Here is a 19,953-nt window from a genome sequence, read left to right as displayed (position 1 = left end):
CTTGGTTTTCATTATTCTTAAGTAGCCCTAACTCTATATTGTTTGGAATCTAATAAAGCTAAAAAGTTTCCAATTTACCTAATCTTCAAAGTAATGAGTGCAATCAAGTTTGACAAAATAGCAATAATCCAAAATCGCACGATGATTTTATTCTCCGCCCAGCCTTTTGCTTCAAAATGATGATGGATTGGTGCCATTAAAAAGATTCTTTTTTGTCGCAATTTATAGCTACCAATTTGCAAAATCACAGAAATAGTCTCAATCACAAAGATAGACCCCATAAGGATTAATAGAATCTCATTCTTTGATACGATGGCACAATATGCGATAAAGCCACCCAAAGCTAAACTCCCACTATCACCCATAAAAACTTGTGCGGGATGGCAGTTATACCACAAAAAGCCAAAGAGCGCACCTATCATTGCAAGACTTAATACCATGACTTCACCAGAATCTATGATATGGGGCCAAAGCAGATATTTTGCCATCTCGACATTGCCGCCGACATACACAAATACACTCAACGACGCAAGCGCACAAATGCTAGGAATAGTCGCTAATCCATCGAGTCCATCGGTTACATTCACCGCATTTGTAGTCGCTAGAAATACAATCACCCAAAAAGCAATCATAAAATAAGATTCTAAAGTAATTAAGGGCTTTTTAAGCATGGGAATGTAAAAATCCGTGCTTAAGCCAGACATATACAGCCATACACTTAAAATGAGAGCCACACAAGCTAAAAGCAAAAATTTTGCTCTTGAACTCATTCCAGCATTACTCTTTGCTGAAATCTTCATATAATCATCTCTTGCACCAATAAGCATGAAAGTAATAAGGCAGATTAGCCCGATTTGCACATAAGAATTGCTAAGATTTGCACAAAATAGACTTGATATAACCGCAGAAAATACAAATACCAAGCCACCCATAGTCGGCGTGTCTTTCTTATTTGCATGTGCTTTTATAGATGATGAAATGGGCTGACTAGCCTTTTTAGCCTTAGCCCATGCGATAAAAAGCGGCATACAATACACACTCAACAAAAAGGCAATAAAAAAGGCTAAACCAGAACGAAAAGTAATGTATTTTAATAGTGTAATATTTAAGATTCCATGCAATTCATAAAACATAAACTTCCTTAATGTGTCGATAAAAGTTAAAATGGAATTCTACTATATTACTGCGTGTTTATGGTGTTTTCTCTTTATAAAAGATTAAATTATTGTTCTAAAATTTTTTACATTGTAAATGGGTCGCCAATCTTATTAACAATAAATATACGAAGTTGTTACTGACAATAATTTGATATAATACGCCCTATTTCATTCACATTGAGGATTTATTATGAAACTCTCGCTTGTTGTCCCCTGCTATAACGAACAAAAAAGTTTAGAATCTTTTAGCAAAGAGATTTTTAGCATTTTAGATTCTATCTCTAAAGATCACAGCAATACTACTCTCACATTTGAGTGTATTTTTGTAAATGATGGTAGCAAGGATAATACAATAGAATTGCTACTTGCCTTAAAGGCTATGCAGTCTTATTCCCCAAATGACAAAGATTTGGCAGTCCATAATGAAAACATTATAGAATCTAAGCAGTCTATAACACAAGATTCTAATCCCTATAATCTCACTATGCCACCAAACAATTGTGAAATAAAAGTGATTGATTTTACACGCAATTTTGGCAAAGAAGCGGCTATGTATGCAGGGCTTAAAGAAAGCAGCGGTGATTGCGTTGTGATTATGGACGCTGATTTACAAGACCCACCGCTTTTATTGCCACAAATGTTTAAAAAATGGTTGCAAGATGAAGCAGATATAATCTATGCTAGACGCATTAATCGTGCAGGTGAAGGATTTATAAGATCAAGGCTTTCAGAAGGTTTCTACACATTGCATAATCTTATCTCATCAGTGCATTTAGAATCTGGTGTGAGAGATTTTAGACTGCTTGATAGGCAAGTTGTAAATGCCCTGCTTTCCATGGGTGAATATCATAGATTCTCAAAGGCTATGTTTGAATGGGTGGGATTTAGAAAAATTGGCTTAGAATATGAGAATATTCCGCGTCATCAAGGCAGTAGTGGTTGGAGCTTATGGAAGCTTTTTAAATATAGTGTTGAAGGCTTTATTAGCTTTAGCACCATGCCTTTGCGTATTGCTTTTATACTTGGTTTTGTGATGAGTTTATTTAGTCTTGGTTATGGCCTGTATGCTATTATTGGTGCTTTGTGTTTTGGGAATGTTGTGCGTGGTTGGACTTCGCTTGTTGCTTTAATCGTATTTATTGGTGGTATGCAGCTTATCATTCTTGGAATCATTGGTGAATATATCGCTAGGATTTATGAGCAAGTAAAAAGGCGTCCAATTTATATCAAACGGCATGATAGAAAAGCATAATCAAAAGATTCTCAATTGAGATATAAAAAGATTTGAAATTAATGGAGACAATTCAATGCAAAAATCAGTCGTGAATAAGTCATGGTTACTCATTTATTTTCTTCTATTTCGATTTAATCTAAAAGTGCTATGCCAAAAAGTTATATAGAGTTAAAGAGGTGTTTATATATAGCGTTGGGTAGTTTAAAATACAAAGGCTATATAAGTAGCTACAACCACTAAAAGTATCTCTCACCCAAGCAAGATTTCGCAACACACCCCTACACAAAATGTTGCAAATACATAAGCTGTCCTATGCTAATGCTATAATCGCTACATGGAAGTTTTGGGAAAAAGGCTTTTATACTATGCGTATGCAAAAGCTTTTTTACCCGTATGCAAAGGGCGTAATTTGCAAATACACCGCCACCAAAAAAGGCATAATCTGTACCAATACACTTTAAAGATTCTAAAATACAATACGCAAGTGTATCTATGAATCTAGCAGCTATTACATCGCTATTTTTACCTGTTTGCTTATCTTTAAGCATTTCTTCTATACACTCACTCATATCGATCATATTTTGTGTGATATGAAAGGGATATGGATTATAGGGCATGTTAGAGAAAGTTTGCATAAGGGTATCATAGTTGATTGTCTCGTTTTTATGTCTGAGTATATCATAGGCGAGTTTGAGTGTATTTGATGCGATGAGTTCGCCACTTTGTGCCTCATAAGATAGCCTTTCTAAGCCCAAAATAAATCCCGCTATATCAAACAATCTTCCAGCAGAGCTACACAAAGGGCTATTAAAACCTGTGTTGTGCAGTGCTTGTAGCGCTTTGCGTTCATTCTCATCATAGCTAGATTCTATAAAATCTTTAAGGGGGGCTATATCATTACAGATAGCATAGCTATAAGCAAGTCTTTTGCAGTCTTTGATATGCTTTTCACCACCAAGTATTCTAAAGGGTTTGAAATGCAAGATTCTCTCTACCTGTTTAGAATCTCCACATAGAAACTCACCGCCCCAAAGTGTGCCATCATCACCCATTCCACTCCCATCAAAGATAACGCCAACCCCCTCTTTCATGCTAGATTCAAGTAAAAGGGCATTAAAATGTGCGTGATGATGTGCGACTTGAAAGAGCGGGATTTTAGAATCTTTTGCTATCTCTTTTGCGATCTGTGTGCTTATGTATTGATTGTGAATATCTGCGATTAAGGCTTGTGGTGTGCCATAGATTGTGCTGAAGTAATCATAAGTTTTTCTAAAATTTGCTATATTGTGGGGGGTAAATAAATCACCCATATAGGGACTTACTATAATATGATTGTGAAATCCAAAGGCAATCGAGCTTTTTTGCATTGCACCAAATGCAGCGGATAATGTGTTTAAATGGAAAATCTTTGGGTTGAGATTTGTTATTTTAGGATTGTTTGTGTGAGATTTACTTTGACAAGGGGTATTTGCATGGTTTGCATTTGAACTAAAGTTGCTTGAATGAATCGCATCGCTTGTAATATGCAATGGTGCAAATCCACGAGATATACGCATAGCCCTTATGCTTAGAGAATGTGAGTTGATTTGTGTGTTATGTGCTAGATTTATAGAATCTAGATTCTGCGTTGCTTTTTTAGCACTTTCATAAGAGCTTGCTTTTTGTGCTTTGCCATTTATGTCTAATAAACTCATTACACAAGAATCTACACAACCCTTGACATTATCTAAAGATGCTTCCGCAGTAGGCGTTTTGGATTTTTTAGAATCTAGATTCTCTGCCGAATCTGGGTGGGTGCAGGGTTTAGGGTGCATTTTTATAGATTCTAGATTCCCATTATTATGCACCCCAATATCCTGTATCCAGCCAGATTTTGTAGAATCTAATTTCTCATTGTTCATTATTTTGCGTCCCAAACTCCACACCCTGCCCATTTTGCAAAGATGTTTTGCTTTTCTCAACACAACAAAAAAGAGATTCTAAAACCTCATCACTCATAAAAGTCTTAGCAAACTCTATTATTTTTTGCTGTGTAAATAATGGGTGCATAGCATATATAAGCTCTTGTTTTGTCTTAAACTCAATGGATTTATCATAAAGAGTTGCTAAAAGCTGCTTTAGTGTGAGTGTTGTGCCATAATTTGTATTCATATCAATATGGATATTTAAATCATTTGTTAAAGAAATTAGGGCTTCATGTAAATGTGAATCTGTATATATTTTTTCTAAAAAGCATTCAAAAATCTCATCATCTAGCCCACTCTCTTGCATGTCAAAATCTCTTCTTATACCGATAAAAAAGGCAAATTTACGCAGCATTTGTGTATAAAAAGAATCGATTGTGCTTATCTTTTTATCAGCTTGTAAGAAATGCTTGTAAATCTTTGTAATTTGTGCTTCTATATGCTCTTTTGTAAGATTATAGCTAAGCAAAGATTCTATAATATCATCTCTTTGTTTTAGAATCTTTTCATAATTTTCTTTATAAATCTCTTTTGCTTCTTTAAGTTTAGAATCTTGAGTGATATAAAGCAAAAAAAGATTCTGTGTGATACGCTCTTTCATCTCATTTGCAGCCTTTTTGGTAAATGTGAGTGTGAGAATCTCATTTGCTGGCACACCTTGAAAAAGCAAGGCGATATAACGCACACATAGGGCAAAAGTCTTGCCACTACCAGCAGAAGCATTTAAGAAAATATGATGTAGAGTTGTTTGCATGGGATACCTTTTTATTATGATTCTATCAAAAATGCGAGTAAAATTCAAATTTGTAATGACTTTGGATTGATTTTTGCTAGAATCCTTTTATCGCTTTACATGAGATTCTAAACCTTATCTTAACATAGAATCTTTTATCTTTTAACTAAGCTAGATCTTTAATTAAGCTAGATTTTAATTAGGTAGGTATGCTAATGAAAAAAAGTAGTCTTATAAGCTGTGCCTTATTCCCATTTATCCTTAATGCCGCAGCACCCAAACCTTACGAGCCAAGCACACAAAGCTTAATCGATGCGTTGTGGAATAGGGCATCACATGAAGTCTCTGCATCTATCTTTTATCAACAAGCATTTGGCGATGAGATTACCTTCCTTGATGCAACTTTTTTGGGCTACTATTCTACGGCTAGATATAATGGATTAAAGGCTGCGGCAGGTATGCTACTTGCCGCACCCATTCTTGATTTTAGTCATGGACATGGTGAAACCTATAATGATGTAAAGCAAATATTCCTTTTTAATACCGCTTACCTAGATTATTTAGATAATAAATTAGGCTTACATGCAATAGCAGGGAGATATAAGGCAAATTCTGAATGGAATACATATTATTCTCAAGGATTCCAAGTAGGATATAGTGCGCTTCCTTACACGACACTAGAGTTTTTAGCCTCTTATGGTAGTGCTATGGTAACAAATGAGTATGTAACGCCATTTCGCACAGATTTAAGCAGCTTTGGGACATATCTATTGAGTGCTGACTTTGAGTTACCAAAGCATATACATTTACAGCCATATCTCTATTTTACTGGATTTTTTACTACCTTTGGTGTGAAAGCGGCAATGTCTTATTACATTACGCATGATATTAAAATGGAGACAAAGCTGCATATAGCAGGTTACAACAAATACTATCCGCATACTTTCCCTGCAAATGTCAATCATAAGTTTGAGTTAGCCGCACATGCTGGTGGTATGAATAAGGATATGGCAGGGGTCGCATGGCTAGAGCAAAAGGTAAAATACCTTGATTTAATAGAGGCAAAAGTAGGGCTTATAGGCGTTACACCAAGTGGAGCAGAACTAATCGATTATTATGGGCAACTCACACCATTTAAATACACCGTTGGTATGTTTTGGGCGGGGGCTATTACGACTTATGGGAGTGTGGGCTTTCATTGGGATAATCTCTTTGAGATAAAGGCTAGTGTGCGAGGTAGCTTTTTGCCTACTGGAAGTGTAACAAGCTTTGAGATAAAAGGCGAGAGTGAGTTTCCTATATGGCGACAAAGAGATCGCTATGGACAGCTTAAAACCTATATGAAAGGCAAAGTAGGGCTAAATCTCACAGGCGTATATAATAACACCCCAGCGATTAACTTCTATGGCGGAAATCAATATACAATTATACGCGGCTATTTTAGAATCTCCATTTAGTGTGGGTTTTAAATCTACACTTTTAGAGTGAGTGTAAATAGGGTTAGATTCTAATCCTTGTCATGTTGAGCGTAGCAAAAAACATCTAATATGGAATCTAAAGGAGATTTTTCATATTATGGTTCGCGCGATCCATAAAGATTTTTGCAAGCTTAGGTTTATGGCTTATGCTCACATTTTGCAGATACGGCAAGATTCTAGTTTCTAAAAATTACACCCTAAACCCTCTGTCCTATCCGAATTTGACAGGGTTCTAGTTTCTTAAATTTCATTCATAAGGCTAATTTCGTGAGTTTTCTCATTTTTATACTGACTTTGCTTTGCATTTATATCCGTCCTTTTAGGTTGCCTTTGTGGGTGTATAGCTCTCTTGGGGCGTTGCTTTGCTTGGGATTTGGGGTTGTAGGTTTTGCTGATGTGGCATTTGTGTGGAATATGGTATGGGATAGCACACTCACACTTGTTGGTCTCATCATCTTTTGCATTGTGCTTGAAAAGCTACTATTTTTTGACTTTTTAGCCTATAAGATTCTAAGATTTTTAAGTGAAAAGGGGGAGTGTGGGGGCATTTCTAGCTTTAAATTTTATGTGTTTATCGTGCTTTTTGGGGGATTTTTGGGGGCATTTTTTGCTAATGATGGTGCGATTTTAATCCTAACACCACTCATCATCGCCCTTTTTGGCAAACTAGATTCTAAAGATATGGAATCTAAGCTAGATTCTAAAAATTCAGCACAGATTCTAACCCCACTTGTGATTTTCCTGCTTATAGTGAGTTTTGTAAGTGATTTTGCTTCAAATACCTTTGTGATTTCAAATCTCACAAATATCATTGCCTTGCATTTTTTTAATCTTAATGCCCTAGATTTTAGCAAGGTGATGGCACTGCCACAAATTTTTATCATCATTGCTAGTCTTTGCTTTTTTATCCTTGTGCGTAAGAGATTGCCTAGAATCTTAGGGGTTAAGATTCCAAATGCGGAATCTCACAAGCCAGAATCTCATATTGTAGAATCTAGCATAATGCCCCAAAAAAGCGTGATTATTATCTGTTTTGCCCTGCTTTTCTTGCTTTTATGCGGGATTTTTATAGCAAATGCTTTTTCTCTCCCGCTTTCTTCTTTCACGCTTTTATGTGCGACTCTTAGCCTTATTCTTGCGTATAAAAGGATTGAGATTCTGCCCTGCCTTAAGGCTTCACCCTTTGGGATTGTGGTATTTTCTTTAGGGCTTTTTATCGTGGTGTTTGGGCTACATAGCACAAGCTCTTTTATGCGTGATATTTTTGCGTTTTTCCTTGATGATTCTCTAAGCGATAGTTTTTCTACACACACTCTCACACAAATCTTTAGCGTTGGTGCGATTAGCTCACTTGGCTCAAGCCTTATTAATAATCTGCCTATGGTTATGCTTGGGAATCTTGCTTTAGGCGACTTTGTGGGGTTAGATTCTAGCTCTAGGGAGTTACTCATTTACGCTCATCTGCTCGGCTGTAATGTCGGGGCAAAGATTACTCCCATTGGCTCACTTGCTACACTGCTTTGGCTTTTTAGCCTTAAACGATATGGCATTTATATTAGCTTTTGGCGATATATGCTAGTGGCAATGCTTGTCGTGCCTTTTATGCTGTGCGTGGGGCTTTGCGGACTTGTGATGTATGCAAGTTTAATATCATTTTAAGTTTAATTTAATTTTAAAATACTACAATTCTAGCTTTATTTTAAGAAAAAGGGCAACTATGAAAGGTAAAGTTTTAGCACCAAATTTAATCAGCGGTGAAGATGGCAATCGCTACACTTTTGAAGCAAGTGATGTATCAAATCTAGAGGGCAGAAGTATGGAAAGTCTCACAGGCTGTGAGGTGGATTTTGAAGTGAGTGAAAATATGGCAAAAAATATTTTCATCACAGGTGGTAGCATTAATATGGCAAATATTCAAGGGCAGCTTATGGCAAATGACACACAAAGCATTCGCTTTAAGTTTTTACTTAGCACTGGGCTTTATTTTGGAGGAAGTTTTATCTCTTTAATCCCATTTATAGGCTGGGTGATTGGGGGTATTTTACTCATTGCTGGGTTTGTGGTCTTTGTGTTGGCTGTGCTTGGGACAAAACGCACAAGTGAAAGTCCAACTTTGTTTAAAAACTTTATTCTCTCTATCGCGATTGTGGTGGTGGCACTTATTTTGGCTATGATTTTTGGTGGAACTGCGTTACTTGGGGGTATGGCTGGGTATAGCTCGGATGGTGGATTTGGGCTTGTTGTAGCGGCGATATTGCTTATTGTTGGTAGTATTGCGGCACTTGTATATAATCTCTTATTTTTTAGAGAATTAGCTTTTGTTACCGAGCAGAAATTCTTGCTTTGGGCTTTCTATGCAAATATTATTGGAAGCATAACAGCAGTTATTTTTATCGGTTGGTTGGTTATTGTTGCGGCTGTTGTGTTGTGGATTATTGGATTCTATCAAATGAAAGAAATCCGCAAACGCACTGCAACTGATTCTATGCCTTGGTTTTAGTGTGGTGATATGACTTTACATATCGCAAGATTCTGTAATATGTATAACGATTGAGGCTTATTTGTGAATCTTTTGCGTATATGGTGAATGAGACTTGCTTATCACATGTTAATGACATTTAAGGAATATACGTGTGAAACAAATTGATTGTGTGATTATCCCAGCTCGTGGTGGTAGCAAAAGGATTCCTAGAAAAAATATGCAGCCCTTTTGTGGCATACCTATGCTTGAGAGAAGTATAGATTTAGCAAGAAGACTGAGTGATAATGTGATTGTAAGCAGTGATGACTACTCTATGCTGGAGTTTGCTAAAAACTTAGGGGCATATCCATTGCTTAGGGATAAAGCCTTAGCAGATGATATGACGCCGACTTTACCTGTGATTATCCATGCTTTATTGCCTTTTATCAAGGTTGATTCTTTTGATAAGGGATTATTTGATTCTAAGTTGCTTTTCTCTAGTTTATTTGATTCTAATACACTTAGACATAAATCACAAAATAATAAGAGTTTAGATTCTAGTGATTGTCATATTCAGTGTAGCGAAATATCTAGCATATCAAATAGAGATATTTCGCCTTTTTCAAAGGCTCAATATGATAGGATTTTAGATTCTAAAAATTCTATTCTAAACCCATCAGCCCACATAGAATTTGATAAGAAACTAGAATCTAACAATCACGCACAAAGCACAGAAAATGCAAATACAAGTGATTCTAAAAATGCCAAAGATACACTACACATAAGCGACAAATCACAAAATAAAACATTTTTTGAAAACCACAAAAGCACCTTAAAAAATAACAACGCAACATTACAAAGCGACAAAAACACAACACAAAATAAACCCGCATTACAAATATTTCCACACTCAAAAGTCCTATGCCTTTATGCCACTGCGATGTTTGCCACAGAAGAAGTTATTTTAGAATCTTGCTTTATGCTTGATAAGAATCCAAGCACAGCCTATATAGTCTCCATGCTTGAAGCTTCAAAGACATTCCGTTCCTTTTGCCTTGATGAGTCTAGGCATTTAAACTTCTTATTTCCAGAGTTTATAGGCACTCGTTCGCAGGATTTGCCACAGGCTTTTATCGATGCGGGGCAGTTTTATTTGGGCAGGGCAGAAAGTTTCCTAAAAGAGATTCCTTTACTTGGGGATAAAAGTATGGGGATTATCATGCAGCACGCACATGATATTGATACCATGCTTGATTTAGCGATTGCAGAGAGTCTTTTTAGCCATATCAATAAGGGCGGGGAATGAAAATACGCATATTAACAGAGAGTGAAAAAGGCTTAGGTTTAGGGCATGTTGCAAGGTGCTATAATCTTGCTAGAGTGTTTGTTGGCATGGGATATAATGTCGATTTTTTTGTGCGTGGGAATGCGACTTTTAAGGATTTTATCGCAACACAAGGCAGGATTGAAGGCAAAGAAGCGGCATGCTATCCACTTGCATTACAATGGGAAGAGATAGAGAATAAGGCATTACTTCATAGCGATATTTGTATCATCGATAGCTATCAAATATGTGATTTTACCCCCTTTTTAGAATCTAGCAATGTGCTTGTAATCTTTGATGATGATGGCAGACATTTTGAGCTTTTAAAACGCATTGTGAGAGAGAGAAATAACACAAAAGCAAAGCTTTTTTTACTTAATCTCAATGGGTTCTATAACACACAGACAATAGATAGTGATATAAAAGAGCATATATTTTCAGGCTTAAAGTATGCGTTATTACACCCATTTTTGTATAGCATAGATATTACAAATAGCAAGAGAGAGAGTGAATTTTTTGTATGTTTAGGTGGTGAAGATTCTAAGGATATAAGTAGTGAGATTTTTACGCAGTTACTAAACTTTGCAAAAAGCATTGTAGTGGTTGTTGGACCAAACTATAAAGGCAGTTTGCTTAAAAGCAAATATCTATGCGACAACATAGATTCTATGAATCCTTATAGAATCTATTCTAACATCACACAGGCAGAAGTTGCCACACTTTTAGCAAAAGCAAAGCATTGCATTGTATCAGGCGGTGGGATTTTATTTGAAGCTTTGAAACTCTGCCCAAAAGTCTTTGCAATAAATCTAGCGACAAATCAAGACATACAAATAAGCACATTAGAAAAGCAGAATCTAATCCGCACAATCACACTGCCCTTGCAATCCACGATATCTGAAAGTCCAGATTCTATTAGCACCTTAAAGCCAGAGATTGGCACACATACAAAAGACTTTGCCACAGAGTTAATCTTTAATGCACTTAATCACACACTAAAAGCTAAACAAGAGATAAAAGCAAAAAACTTTCAGCTTGATGGATGCAGTGCATTTGATTTTTGCAACCTAAGCCATAAAGATTCTATGAATATACTCACATATAGGAATCACCCTTTTGTGCGAGAGCGAATGTATGGCAGTAGCGTAATTAGCAAACAAGCACATATTAGCTTTTTGCAGTCCCTGCCCTATGATGAACATGCTAGATATTTCCTTGTAAAAGACATAGAATCTTTACAAACGATAGATGGAAACACTACGCATGATATAGGTGTCATTAGCTTTTCACGCATCAATCTCAAGCATAAAAACGCCTATCTTGGAATCTATAAAAATCCATTTTTAGCAAAACATAAAACGAAGCGATATGGGCATATACTCATGCAGATGATACAGCATATCGCCTTTTGCCATTATAATCTTTACATGCTTTATCTTGAAGTCGTTGCCACAAACACACATGCACTAAACTTCTATGAAAAAGAAGGTTTTATCTATCTTGGCACTTTACAAAATGGCTTTAGGATTTGTGAAAACAACACTGAAACTTTCCACAATGTCTTGCTATATGGCATGAAAAATCCACATTTAGAGTGATTGGGATTTGTGTCTTAGAAAGCTCGTATAGGTTTAATTTCTTAGATAACTTGTATATTAAGTGGATTATAAGGTATGAAATATAAAAATTTTAGAAACCCAACACGCAAAGATTCTAAACTTAAAAATCCAAGCAAAAGCTCTAATCACTGGATTGCATATTCATCACATTTTTTATTTAGCACACTACAACACGATAAACACATGAACCCACAAAAGAGACACATAATGATCAAAAAAACTAACCCTACAAATTTAAACCTATTTAAGAATATAGTTAGATACCAATAGAATATCTAAATACAGATTATTCGGCAGTTTAAAATAAAGATAGGAATAAATACTGCATACCCACATTCATCAATCATCAAAAAAACTAAATTCTAGACATACACTCCCATCTATCTTAAACAACCCCACACCCTTATTATGCTATCCCCACGCGTTTTGCAAGGAAATCATAAAGATGCATAGATTGGATATCCACGCCCATTTTTGCCATAGCCCCACTAATATTCATAAGGCAACCCGCATCAGCAGATACTAGGCAATCAATATTTCTAGCCTGTATATCAGCAATCTTTTCGCTTACCATAGCGTGGCTGATTTCTGGTTCTTTCACACTAAAAGTCCCACCAAATCCACAACACTCTTCTTCTCTCTCAAGCTCTACAAGCTCCACATTGCTAAGGCTTCTTAAGAGATTTTTAGCACTTGTTATACATTTTGCAACACGCAAGGCATGGCAGTTTGAATGCCATGTGATTTTTATCGGCGCACCGACATCAAAGTATCTTACCTGCAACACTTTATCTAAATATTCGCTTAACTCATAGATTCTAGAACTAAATTGTTTGACTTCTTCTTCATATTTTGTGCCACAAAAAAGCTCTTTATAATCCTCTCTCATCATACCCGCACATGAACCACTAGGGATTATAATGGGATAATCACCCTTAAAAAGCTCTAAATTATGTAATACTACCTCTTTTGTTTCATCATAATAACCGCTATTATAGCTTGGCTGTCCGCAACATGTTTGGTCTTTTTTAAAAATCACTTCCACACCCTCTTTTTGCAAGAGCTGTATCGCATGCAAACAAGTATCAGCATAAGCAGCCGCACCCAAACAAGTCGCAAAAAAATACACTTTTTTCATACACATTCCTTTCACACTATCTTTGCATAGCTAGATTCTAACCTTAATTTTGTGAGTTTATAAAGAATCATATTATTTTTACAAGATGGATATGAAAAATGTTTATTAAGGTTACATGCTGTGTAACTTGTGGTTTTTAGTTTTGCTATGATTGCAATAAGCTACAAAAATTGATAGCAGATAGCACTAAATCTAAGATTAGATTCCAAGTAAAACACATTTAAGCCATATTACAGCATTAAATAATTTTGAAAGCACAAAATCTTTGACTAAAACACACTAAAGCTAGAATCTAGCATCCAATCCCAGCCTATTATCAGCACTATTTTCTAAATAATACCCAAATTCTTATAAAGCGGTATTTTTGGCAATAAATCCTGTAATACAGAATCAAGCTCTTTTATATTCTCTTTATCACTTTCTAAATCTACACCAGCCTTATTGAGTTTTCTACCTTGTGCCTTGAGAATATCCCATGCGAATGCACCTAAACCTTTTTCATCTACACCACTCATTAATCCATATAAAAACACTTGCGATACTTCATTAATCAATACACCGCCACCAATAAGTGGAGCAGCCGCATATCGCACATATTGCTTTTTGCACTGATTGCTGAAAATATGTCGATTGAAATCTATTGAGCGTTTTGCAATGGAATCTGTAATGTCTTTATTTGTTACTGGGTGTATATAGCCGCTTGTCATCATATCTGCGACAAGTTTAGCTAACTCTCGTATATGTAACCCCCCCCCCCCCAGCTGTAGCTGTGCCTCACGCATGCTTTTTGGTGTATAAGAATCTTTTGCAAGAAATGCAATCATATCTTTCCTAATTACATCAAGATCTTCTGCATCACTATCGGGTATGCTTGTAAGTGTAAAGCGGGTATTGAGAAACTTATCGCATATTTGCTGCCCTGATAGCTTTTGTGCCCCTTTTACAAATATATCATTTCGAAATTGTCTATTAAGATAGTAATCTTTTAGCTGCTCTTTTAATGTCGGTTCTGCGATTTGATCTAAAAAGGCTTGATTTTGCTTATTTAAACTAGAATCTTCATAATGCCACAAAGGTAATGCCCCACACGCAAATTGTAATTTACATGATTCCAAATCACGCACCATATCAACAAAGTAGCAACAATTTGCTCCATCATTAAAAAATTCATGTGCTAAATAGTCAAACTTTTCATTTTCTATTATTTGTGAGACTCGTGCTGCACTTGGATTATTCTGCAGATAAAGCGGATTTGTCTCTAAAAAGTCTTTGAAAAATCCAAGCGCATTACGGATTCGTTCGACTTTCGTACCAGACATATAGTCATGATACATTGTAAGTAACTTGCGTGAAGACCATTTGCCATCCCAGCCCGGAAAGCAATTATAGCTTACATATACAATACCGCCAACTTTCAAATGATCGCGGATAATCTGCAAAATCACCTTTTGATTCTCATAACTTACCCAAGACCACACACCATGCAACACAATGTAGTCAAACTCTGCTTCTTGCTTTTGCAATCGTTTATACAATAGCTCAAAGCTATCATCATAAAGCTGTATATCCGCGTTGCCAACTTTGGCTAAGTTTCTTGCAAATAGGGTATGCGAGGGATTAAAATCCGTCCCAACAAAACTCATATCAGTAGTGGCAGCATGCACGCATAAACTCACACCCCTACCAAAGCCCATTTCAAGATAGCTCTGCTTATCATTAGAGTCACTGCTTGTTTGCAAACTAATGCAGTCTTGCTGACCGACATCAAAACCCGCAAAAGTGAGATTCAGATTTATAAAAAGTGGATTTAGATACGAAAAATAAGTATCAAGATACTCAATGTCTGTCAAATAACCATCATTCCAATTTGCCATCAATAGTCCTTTAGTGTATTTTGTGTGCGATATTGTAGCATAAAACTAGCTTTGTGTATTGATATTGTAAGTCCCAATTTTTGGCTTAACTCATGTTGCACTGCGAACACATTGTGTTCATAAGCAAGGTTATGATAACAACTCATTGATAATGTTATGGCTAAACCAGACAAACACTACCCATTCGCATTCAAAAACTGCTTAATATTTTCTGCCACCATTTGTAGTAATCTATCTTTTGTGTCCTTATACGCCCATGCGATATGCGGCGTGATAATGATTTTATGTGCGATTTTAGAATCAAGTAGGGGGTGATTAGCTATCATTGGCTCTTTTTCTAACACATCTGTGCCAAATAGAAAGTCTTGTGTTTGCAGGGCTTGTGCGAGATCCTTTTCATTGACAATGCCACCACGACCAAGATTAAGTAGAATTGCTCCCTTTTTTAGCATTTGTAGTTGCTCTTTTGCGATTAGATTCTGTGTTGTGTTATTTAGCGGAGCGTGAATGGATATAATATCGCTTGTTTTTAGAATCTCATCTAGGCTTTTGTGTGGTATGTCATTTTGCGTATTATTTCCGCTTGTGGAATGATAGCTAACCTGCGCACCAAAGGCTTTTGCAAGATGGCATACCTGCTTACCAATGCTACCATAGCCAATAATACCCCATTGCTTACCATAAAGATCTTGTAAGTCATAAGTGAGATGGCAGAAAATCTCACTCTTACACCACTGCCCTTGTTGCACATATTGTGAATAATAAGGCAAACGACCAAGCAGACTTAATGCCAACATAAGCGTATGCTGTGCGACTGAATGCGTGGAATAACCTGCTACATTTTTTACCGCTATATTGTGTGTCTTAGCGTATTCCATATCAATATTATTTGTGCCTGTTGCACTCACGCAGATAAGCTTTAACTTTGGTAAAGAAGACAAAATCTTAGAATCTAGCACAACTTTATTTGTGATGATAATGTCTGCATCCTTTGTGCGTTCTAAAACCTGTGTAGAATCTGTAGTTTGATATGATTTAAATTCGCCAAATTGTGCGAAAAGTGTCTCATCAAAATTACCAAGTGTCATTTTATCAAGTAAAACAAGCTGCATATTTTTCCTTTCTATGAGATTTTGTATTCTAAAAGTCTTTACAGAACGCTTTTTTGATATAGCTATATCAATCTATAAAAGACCAGAATAGATAAAGTCTTACAATTCTAGCATTATTTTACATAAAACTATAGTGTAAAACTACATAAAAGTTATGTCAAAATTATCTCTTCGTAACACATTTGTAGTGAATCACAAAGGAATTATTTCTAGCATATCTCTTAGATTCTATAACAAATTGTCATGATTGAGCCTTTAGGCGAAATATCTAACATAGAATCTAAAAAGATATTTCGTGCTTACGCACTCAATATGACAATTGGTTTCTATACATTAATGCGATTTAAGAATTTCTTACAACTTGCAATGCGTGCAAAAAGCTTACTTTCTCAATCTGTATGCCTGAAGTCATATTTTTGACAGAAAGCGTTTTTGTTTGAAACTCTTCATCACCAATAATAATGCTGAATTCATGCCCTTTTGCGTTTGCATAGCCGAGAGACTTCTTAATCTTTACTGCATCTGGATAGACTTCAGCTTTTACATTGCTGTGCCTTAAAGCCTCTGCGATCCTATGTGCGAAGGCAAAATACGCCTCATTCGTTACAATTAGCAGCACTCTCACCATAGTCCCACGCAGTTCCAAAAGCTCAAGCTCCATTAGTGCCGCAATAAGCCTATCAAGACCAATACTCGCACCAACGCCACTTAATCGCTCTTTGCTAAAACTTTGTGTCAAATTATCATAGCGACCGCCACTACAAACACTCCCAATACTTTTTAGTCTATTTAGCGTTGTTTCATACACAATGCCTGTATAATAGCCAAGCCCCCTTGCAATAGAAAAGTTGATACGACAACTCGATATATCAAGCTCCAAATCATCAAGAATGCTAAACATAGATTCTAAATCTTGCAATCCTTTACGCAATGTTTCATTATAATCTTTAAGGTAGGCAATCTCTTTAAAGAAATCACTATAATGTGAAGTCTGCTTAATCATAACAAGTCTGCAAATCTCTTGTGCTTTTTCTGCTGTAATATTTAGCTCCTTTTGCAATTCTTTTTGCACTTCATCAAGTCCAATCTTATCAAGTTTGTCTATGATACGCAAACCAGATTCAACATTATCATGCAAGCCAAAATATGCAAAGATTCCATTCAGAATGTCTCTGTGATTAATCCAAATGGTAAATTCCTGCAAACCAAGTGCATTAAGCGAGCTATAAATAACCTGCAAAATCTCTGCATCACAACTTAGCGAATCACTCCCAATAAAGTCAAAATCACATTGTGTAAATTCCCTATATCGCCCCTTTTGTGCGCGTTCCCCACGGAATACATTGCCTATCACATAGCGTTTAAAAGGCATGATTAATTCATGTCTGTGCTGCGTGATAAAACGCGCTAATGGCACGGTTTGATCAAATCGCAAGGCGACATCTCTATCGCCATGGTCTCTAAATCGATACAATTCTTTTTGTATCTCTTCGCTTCCCTGCTTCACCAAAATGTCAGCATACTCTAAATGCGGTGTCTCAATAGGCATAAAACCATAGCTTAAAAACACTTCACTCACTTTTTCCACAATACTTGCTTTTGCATAAGCCTCTTGTGGCAATCTGTCTTTAAATCCACTTAATGTGCGTGGTTGTATCAGTGTATTACCCATTTATTCTCCATTTTGCAAAATTATTAGTTTATTTTCACTCAAAATGCTTGCAATAGCTTTAACTATAAAAATATATAAACTTACATTGTAGCAATAAAAAGTGTATTTCTCAATAACTGATGATATGGACATAAGAGACTTTATGCTTTTGCGATAACCTGCAGACGCGAATAAACAAGTTTTACAATAAAACATTCATTCGTTTTTAAAATCTACATTATCATGCTAGAATCTTATAAAAATTACTAGATAAAGGGTAAAAATGGCAATTGATCCAAATAAACAAAAAGCACTTGAAAATGCGATGAAGCAAGTGGATAAGGCATTTGGCAAAGGTGTGCTTATACGACTTGGAGACAAGCAGGTAGAAAAGATAGATTCTATATCCACAGGTTCATTGGGACTTGATTTAGCACTAGGAATTGGTGGTATCCCAAAGGGCAGAATCATTGAGATTTATGGACCAGAATCAAGCGGTAAAACAACATTATCTCTGCAAGTTATCGCAGAGTGTCAAAGAAATGGCGGTGTGTGTGCATTTATTGACGCTGAACATGCTCTTGATGTGTATTATGCAAAAAGTCTTGGCGTTGATACCGAGAATCTTTTAGTCAGCCAGCCAGATAATGGCGAGCAGGCGTTAAGCATTTTAGAGACGATTGCGTGTAGTGGCGGGGTCGATTTGATTGTTGTAGATTCTGTTGCAGCTTTGACACCGAAAGCAGAGATTGATGGCGATATGGGCGATCAACATGTGGGTTTGCAAGCAAGGCTTATGAGCCATGCTTTGCGTAAGATTACAGGTGTGTTATCAAGGATGAATACCACCGTGATTTTTATCAATCAGATTCGTATGAAAATCGGCGTTATGGGCTATGGTAGTCCAGAGACAACAACAGGTGGTAATGCGTTGAAATTCTATGCAAGTGTGCGTGTGGATATAAGAAAAGTGGCTACACTCAAGCAAAGCGATAGTATTATCGGCAATCGTGCAAAGGCAAAAGTGGTGAAAAATAAGGTTGCACCGCCATTTAGAGAAGCGGAATTTGACATTATGTTTGGCGAGGGTATCAGCAAAGAGGGCGAGATTATTGACTATGGTGTGAAGCTTGATATTATCGATAAAAGCGGTGCGTGGCTATCTTATGGCGATAAAAAGATCGGACAGGGCAGAGAAAACGCAAAAGCCTTTTTAAAAGAAAATGTTGATATAGCAAATGAAATTGCTGCGAAAATAAAGGAACAAATTGGCACAAGTGATGAGATTATGCCTCTGCCAGATGAATTAGAGGGGAGTGAGTAGAGATTATGTGAGTTGGGTGCAAGATTCTAGAATTTGGGGTTTGCTGGATTAGTAAATATTCCAAACCCATTATTATCTCATATGTCTCTAGTAATGGGGGTATTTTTGCAGATATATGGTGCATATAAGGTATAACAAAACTCAGCTTTACATAAATCTCTTCCAAAAGAAAATATTGTTTTTATAAATATCAAAGTTGATATTACATGTTTCCCAATCATCACGCTTGAAAGGAAATAAATGGATTCAATAAACTTTAAATTTCAACGCATACAAATTGATCCGCAAGATTATGATGATGAGTTATTTGCTGAATATACGCATGAGCTTATTTTGCAACCCTACATTAATAATCAATATTTTCATTTTGAAAACAATGCGTATTATTTAAATATTTCTCATTTAGAGTATTCCTTGCAAGAGAGTTGCAAATGCCCAATTTTTGTGTGTGGTTGCGGCGATGAAGGGTGTGCTGGGATAGTCAATACACCTAAAATTATCGTTTTAGATTCTGTAATTGTGTGGGAAATTTATGAGCCTAAAGAGTTTAACTTTACTTTTGATAGAATACAAATTTTAACCGCTATTAAAGATTTGAAAGATTCAATGTTGCAGCATTGTAGCCTTGAGGAATGGCAAAAAACTATGTATTTGGGAATAGAAGATGCGGATTATTTCTTACGCAAAAGCCCTATACACATATATAAAGACATAGCATGAAATAATCTTGTATCACAATTCACAAGCCTAAACTAAGCAAAGACTATGATTGCAATAAATACCAAATCTCACATAAACACAAAAAACCAAAATGACAACTTAAGAGAAATGATGGGGCATTGCACTTTTTACATACTTTTATTTTATAATTGCATTTGAAAAAT

Annotated in this window: 15 protein-coding genes; 8 read left to right on the top strand and 7 right to left on the bottom strand. The window is 36.2% G+C overall.

What is annotated here, in order from left to right; translation table 11 throughout:
* Window positions 1-74: 74 nt before the first annotated feature.
* Window positions 75-1,133: a phospho-N-acetylmuramoyl-pentapeptide-transferase gene (mraY, locus tag T368_RS0100310; protein WP_004083878.1), complete on the bottom strand. Its 1,059-nt coding sequence runs from the start codon at window positions 1,131-1,133 to the stop codon at window positions 75-77.
* Between the two features lie 214 nt (window positions 1,134-1,347).
* Between mraY and T368_RS0100305 the strand changes: the two genes are divergently transcribed.
* Window positions 1,348-2,409, top strand: coding sequence for a glycosyltransferase family 2 protein (locus T368_RS0100305; RefSeq protein ID WP_004083879.1), 1,062 nt, complete (start codon window positions 1,348-1,350; stop codon window positions 2,407-2,409).
* Between the two features lie 260 nt (window positions 2,410-2,669).
* Here the strand turns inward: T368_RS0100305 and T368_RS0100300 are convergent, their stop codons facing one another.
* Window positions 2,670-4,316 carry a Kae1-like domain-containing protein gene (locus tag T368_RS0100300; RefSeq protein WP_230455585.1) on the bottom strand — a complete coding sequence of 549 codons (1,647 nt, stop codon included), beginning with the start codon at window positions 4,314-4,316 and terminating at the stop codon, window positions 2,670-2,672.
* Window positions 4,282-5,109 (bottom strand): UvrD-helicase domain-containing protein, encoded by an 828-nt coding sequence (locus T368_RS0100295; protein WP_004083887.1) that lies wholly within the window; start codon window positions 5,107-5,109, stop codon window positions 4,282-4,284. The genes T368_RS0100300 and T368_RS0100295 overlap by 35 nt, the downstream gene beginning before the upstream one ends.
* A gap of 194 nt (window positions 5,110-5,303) precedes the next feature.
* Here T368_RS0100295 and T368_RS0100290 point away from each other — a divergent pair, with 194 nt between their 5' ends.
* From T368_RS0100290 to pseH, 5 genes are all read left to right on the top strand, one after another.
* On the top strand, window positions 5,304-6,545 hold the full coding sequence (locus T368_RS0100290; protein WP_004083889.1) for a hypothetical protein: 1,242 nt from the start codon (window positions 5,304-5,306) through the stop codon (window positions 6,543-6,545).
* A gap of 288 nt (window positions 6,546-6,833) precedes the next feature.
* The gene (locus T368_RS0100285) at window positions 6,834-8,225 is read left to right on the top strand and encodes an arsenic transporter (RefSeq protein ID WP_004083891.1); all 1,392 of its coding nucleotides are present in this window, start codon (window positions 6,834-6,836) and stop codon (window positions 8,223-8,225) included.
* A gap of 58 nt (window positions 8,226-8,283) precedes the next feature.
* Window positions 8,284-9,066, top strand: a complete 783-nt coding sequence (locus T368_RS0100280) for a hypothetical protein (RefSeq protein ID WP_004083897.1) — start codon at window positions 8,284-8,286, stop codon at window positions 9,064-9,066.
* Window positions 9,067-9,199: 133 nt separating this feature from the next.
* The gene (locus T368_RS0100275; RefSeq protein ID WP_004083898.1) at window positions 9,200-10,333 is read left to right on the top strand and encodes a cytidylyltransferase domain-containing protein; all 1,134 of its coding nucleotides are present in this window, start codon (window positions 9,200-9,202) and stop codon (window positions 10,331-10,333) included.
* Window positions 10,330-11,949, top strand: a complete 1,620-nt coding sequence (gene pseH, locus T368_RS0100270) for a UDP-4-amino-4,6-dideoxy-N-acetyl-beta-L-altrosamine N-acetyltransferase (RefSeq protein WP_004083899.1) — start codon at window positions 10,330-10,332, stop codon at window positions 11,947-11,949. Before T368_RS0100275 ends, pseH begins: the two co-directional genes overlap by 4 nt.
* A 427-nt stretch (window positions 11,950-12,376) precedes the next feature.
* Here pseH and T368_RS0100260 read toward each other — a convergent pair whose 3' ends face one another.
* The 4 genes from T368_RS0100260 to hisS form a co-directional block, all read right to left on the bottom strand.
* Window positions 12,377-13,108 (bottom strand): (Fe-S)-binding protein, encoded by a 732-nt coding sequence (locus T368_RS0100260; RefSeq protein ID WP_004083901.1) that lies wholly within the window; start codon window positions 13,106-13,108, stop codon window positions 12,377-12,379.
* Window positions 13,109-13,437: 329 nt separating this feature from the next.
* On the bottom strand, window positions 13,438-14,982 hold the full coding sequence (locus T368_RS0100255; protein WP_027338221.1) for a class I SAM-dependent methyltransferase: 1,545 nt from the start codon (window positions 14,980-14,982) through the stop codon (window positions 13,438-13,440).
* A 176-nt stretch (window positions 14,983-15,158) separates the two neighbouring features.
* The gene (locus tag T368_RS0100245; protein ID WP_004083907.1) at window positions 15,159-16,094 is read right to left on the bottom strand and encodes a D-2-hydroxyacid dehydrogenase; all 936 of its coding nucleotides are present in this window, start codon (window positions 16,092-16,094) and stop codon (window positions 15,159-15,161) included.
* Between the two features lie 343 nt (window positions 16,095-16,437).
* The gene (hisS, locus tag T368_RS0100240) at window positions 16,438-17,754 is read right to left on the bottom strand and encodes a histidine--tRNA ligase (RefSeq protein WP_027338220.1); all 1,317 of its coding nucleotides are present in this window, start codon (window positions 17,752-17,754) and stop codon (window positions 16,438-16,440) included.
* Window positions 17,755-18,028: 274 nt separating this feature from the next.
* Here hisS and recA point away from each other — a divergent pair, with 274 nt between their 5' ends.
* Both recA and T368_RS0100230 read left to right on the top strand, forming a co-directional pair.
* On the top strand, window positions 18,029-19,069 hold the full coding sequence (gene recA / locus T368_RS0100235; RefSeq protein ID WP_004083911.1) for a recombinase RecA: 1,041 nt from the start codon (window positions 18,029-18,031) through the stop codon (window positions 19,067-19,069).
* A 240-nt stretch (window positions 19,070-19,309) separates the two neighbouring features.
* Window positions 19,310-19,789: a hypothetical protein gene (locus T368_RS0100230; RefSeq protein WP_004083915.1), complete on the top strand. Its 480-nt coding sequence runs from the start codon at window positions 19,310-19,312 to the stop codon at window positions 19,787-19,789.
* Window positions 19,790-19,953: the final 164 nt, after the last annotated feature.

The sequence above is a fragment of the Helicobacter bilis ATCC 51630 genome (assembly GCF_000686565.1).
GTDB classification, from domain to species: Bacteria; Campylobacterota; Campylobacteria; order Campylobacterales; family Helicobacteraceae; genus Helicobacter_A; species Helicobacter_A bilis.
The sequence above is the reverse complement of the archived record's forward strand: the minus strand, read 5'-3'. Positions and strand labels throughout refer to the sequence as shown.

Bases quoted from the DNA above. Each gene is read 5' to 3' on its own strand.
- mraY (WP_004083878.1), bottom strand. From the start codon at position 1,133: ATGTTTTATGAATTGCATGGAATCTTAAATATTACACTATTAAAATAC.
- T368_RS0100295 (WP_004083887.1), bottom strand. From the start codon at position 5,109: ATGCAAACAACTCTACATCATATTTTCTTAAATGCTTCTGCTGGTAGT.
- recA (WP_004083911.1), top strand. From the start codon at position 18,029: ATGGCAATTGATCCAAATAAACAAAAAGCACTTGAAAATGCGATGAAG.
- T368_RS0100280 (WP_004083897.1), top strand. From the start codon at position 8,284: ATGAAAGGTAAAGTTTTAGCACCAAATTTAATCAGCGGTGAAGATGGC.
- pseH (WP_004083899.1), top strand. From the start codon at position 10,330: ATGAAAATACGCATATTAACAGAGAGTGAAAAAGGCTTAGGTTTAGGG.
- T368_RS0100290 (WP_004083889.1), top strand. From the start codon at position 5,304: ATGAAAAAAAGTAGTCTTATAAGCTGTGCCTTATTCCCATTTATCCTT.
- T368_RS0100305 (WP_004083879.1), top strand. From the start codon at position 1,348: ATGAAACTCTCGCTTGTTGTCCCCTGCTATAACGAACAAAAAAGTTTA.
- T368_RS0100245 (WP_004083907.1), bottom strand. From the start codon at position 16,094: ATGCAGCTTGTTTTACTTGATAAAATGACACTTGGTAATTTTGATGAG.
- T368_RS0100230 (WP_004083915.1), top strand. From the start codon at position 19,310: ATGGATTCAATAAACTTTAAATTTCAACGCATACAAATTGATCCGCAA.
- T368_RS0100255 (WP_027338221.1), bottom strand. From the start codon at position 14,982: ATGGCAAATTGGAATGATGGTTATTTGACAGACATTGAGTATCTTGAT.
- T368_RS0100260 (WP_004083901.1), bottom strand. From the start codon at position 13,108: ATGAAAAAAGTGTATTTTTTTGCGACTTGTTTGGGTGCGGCTGCTTAT.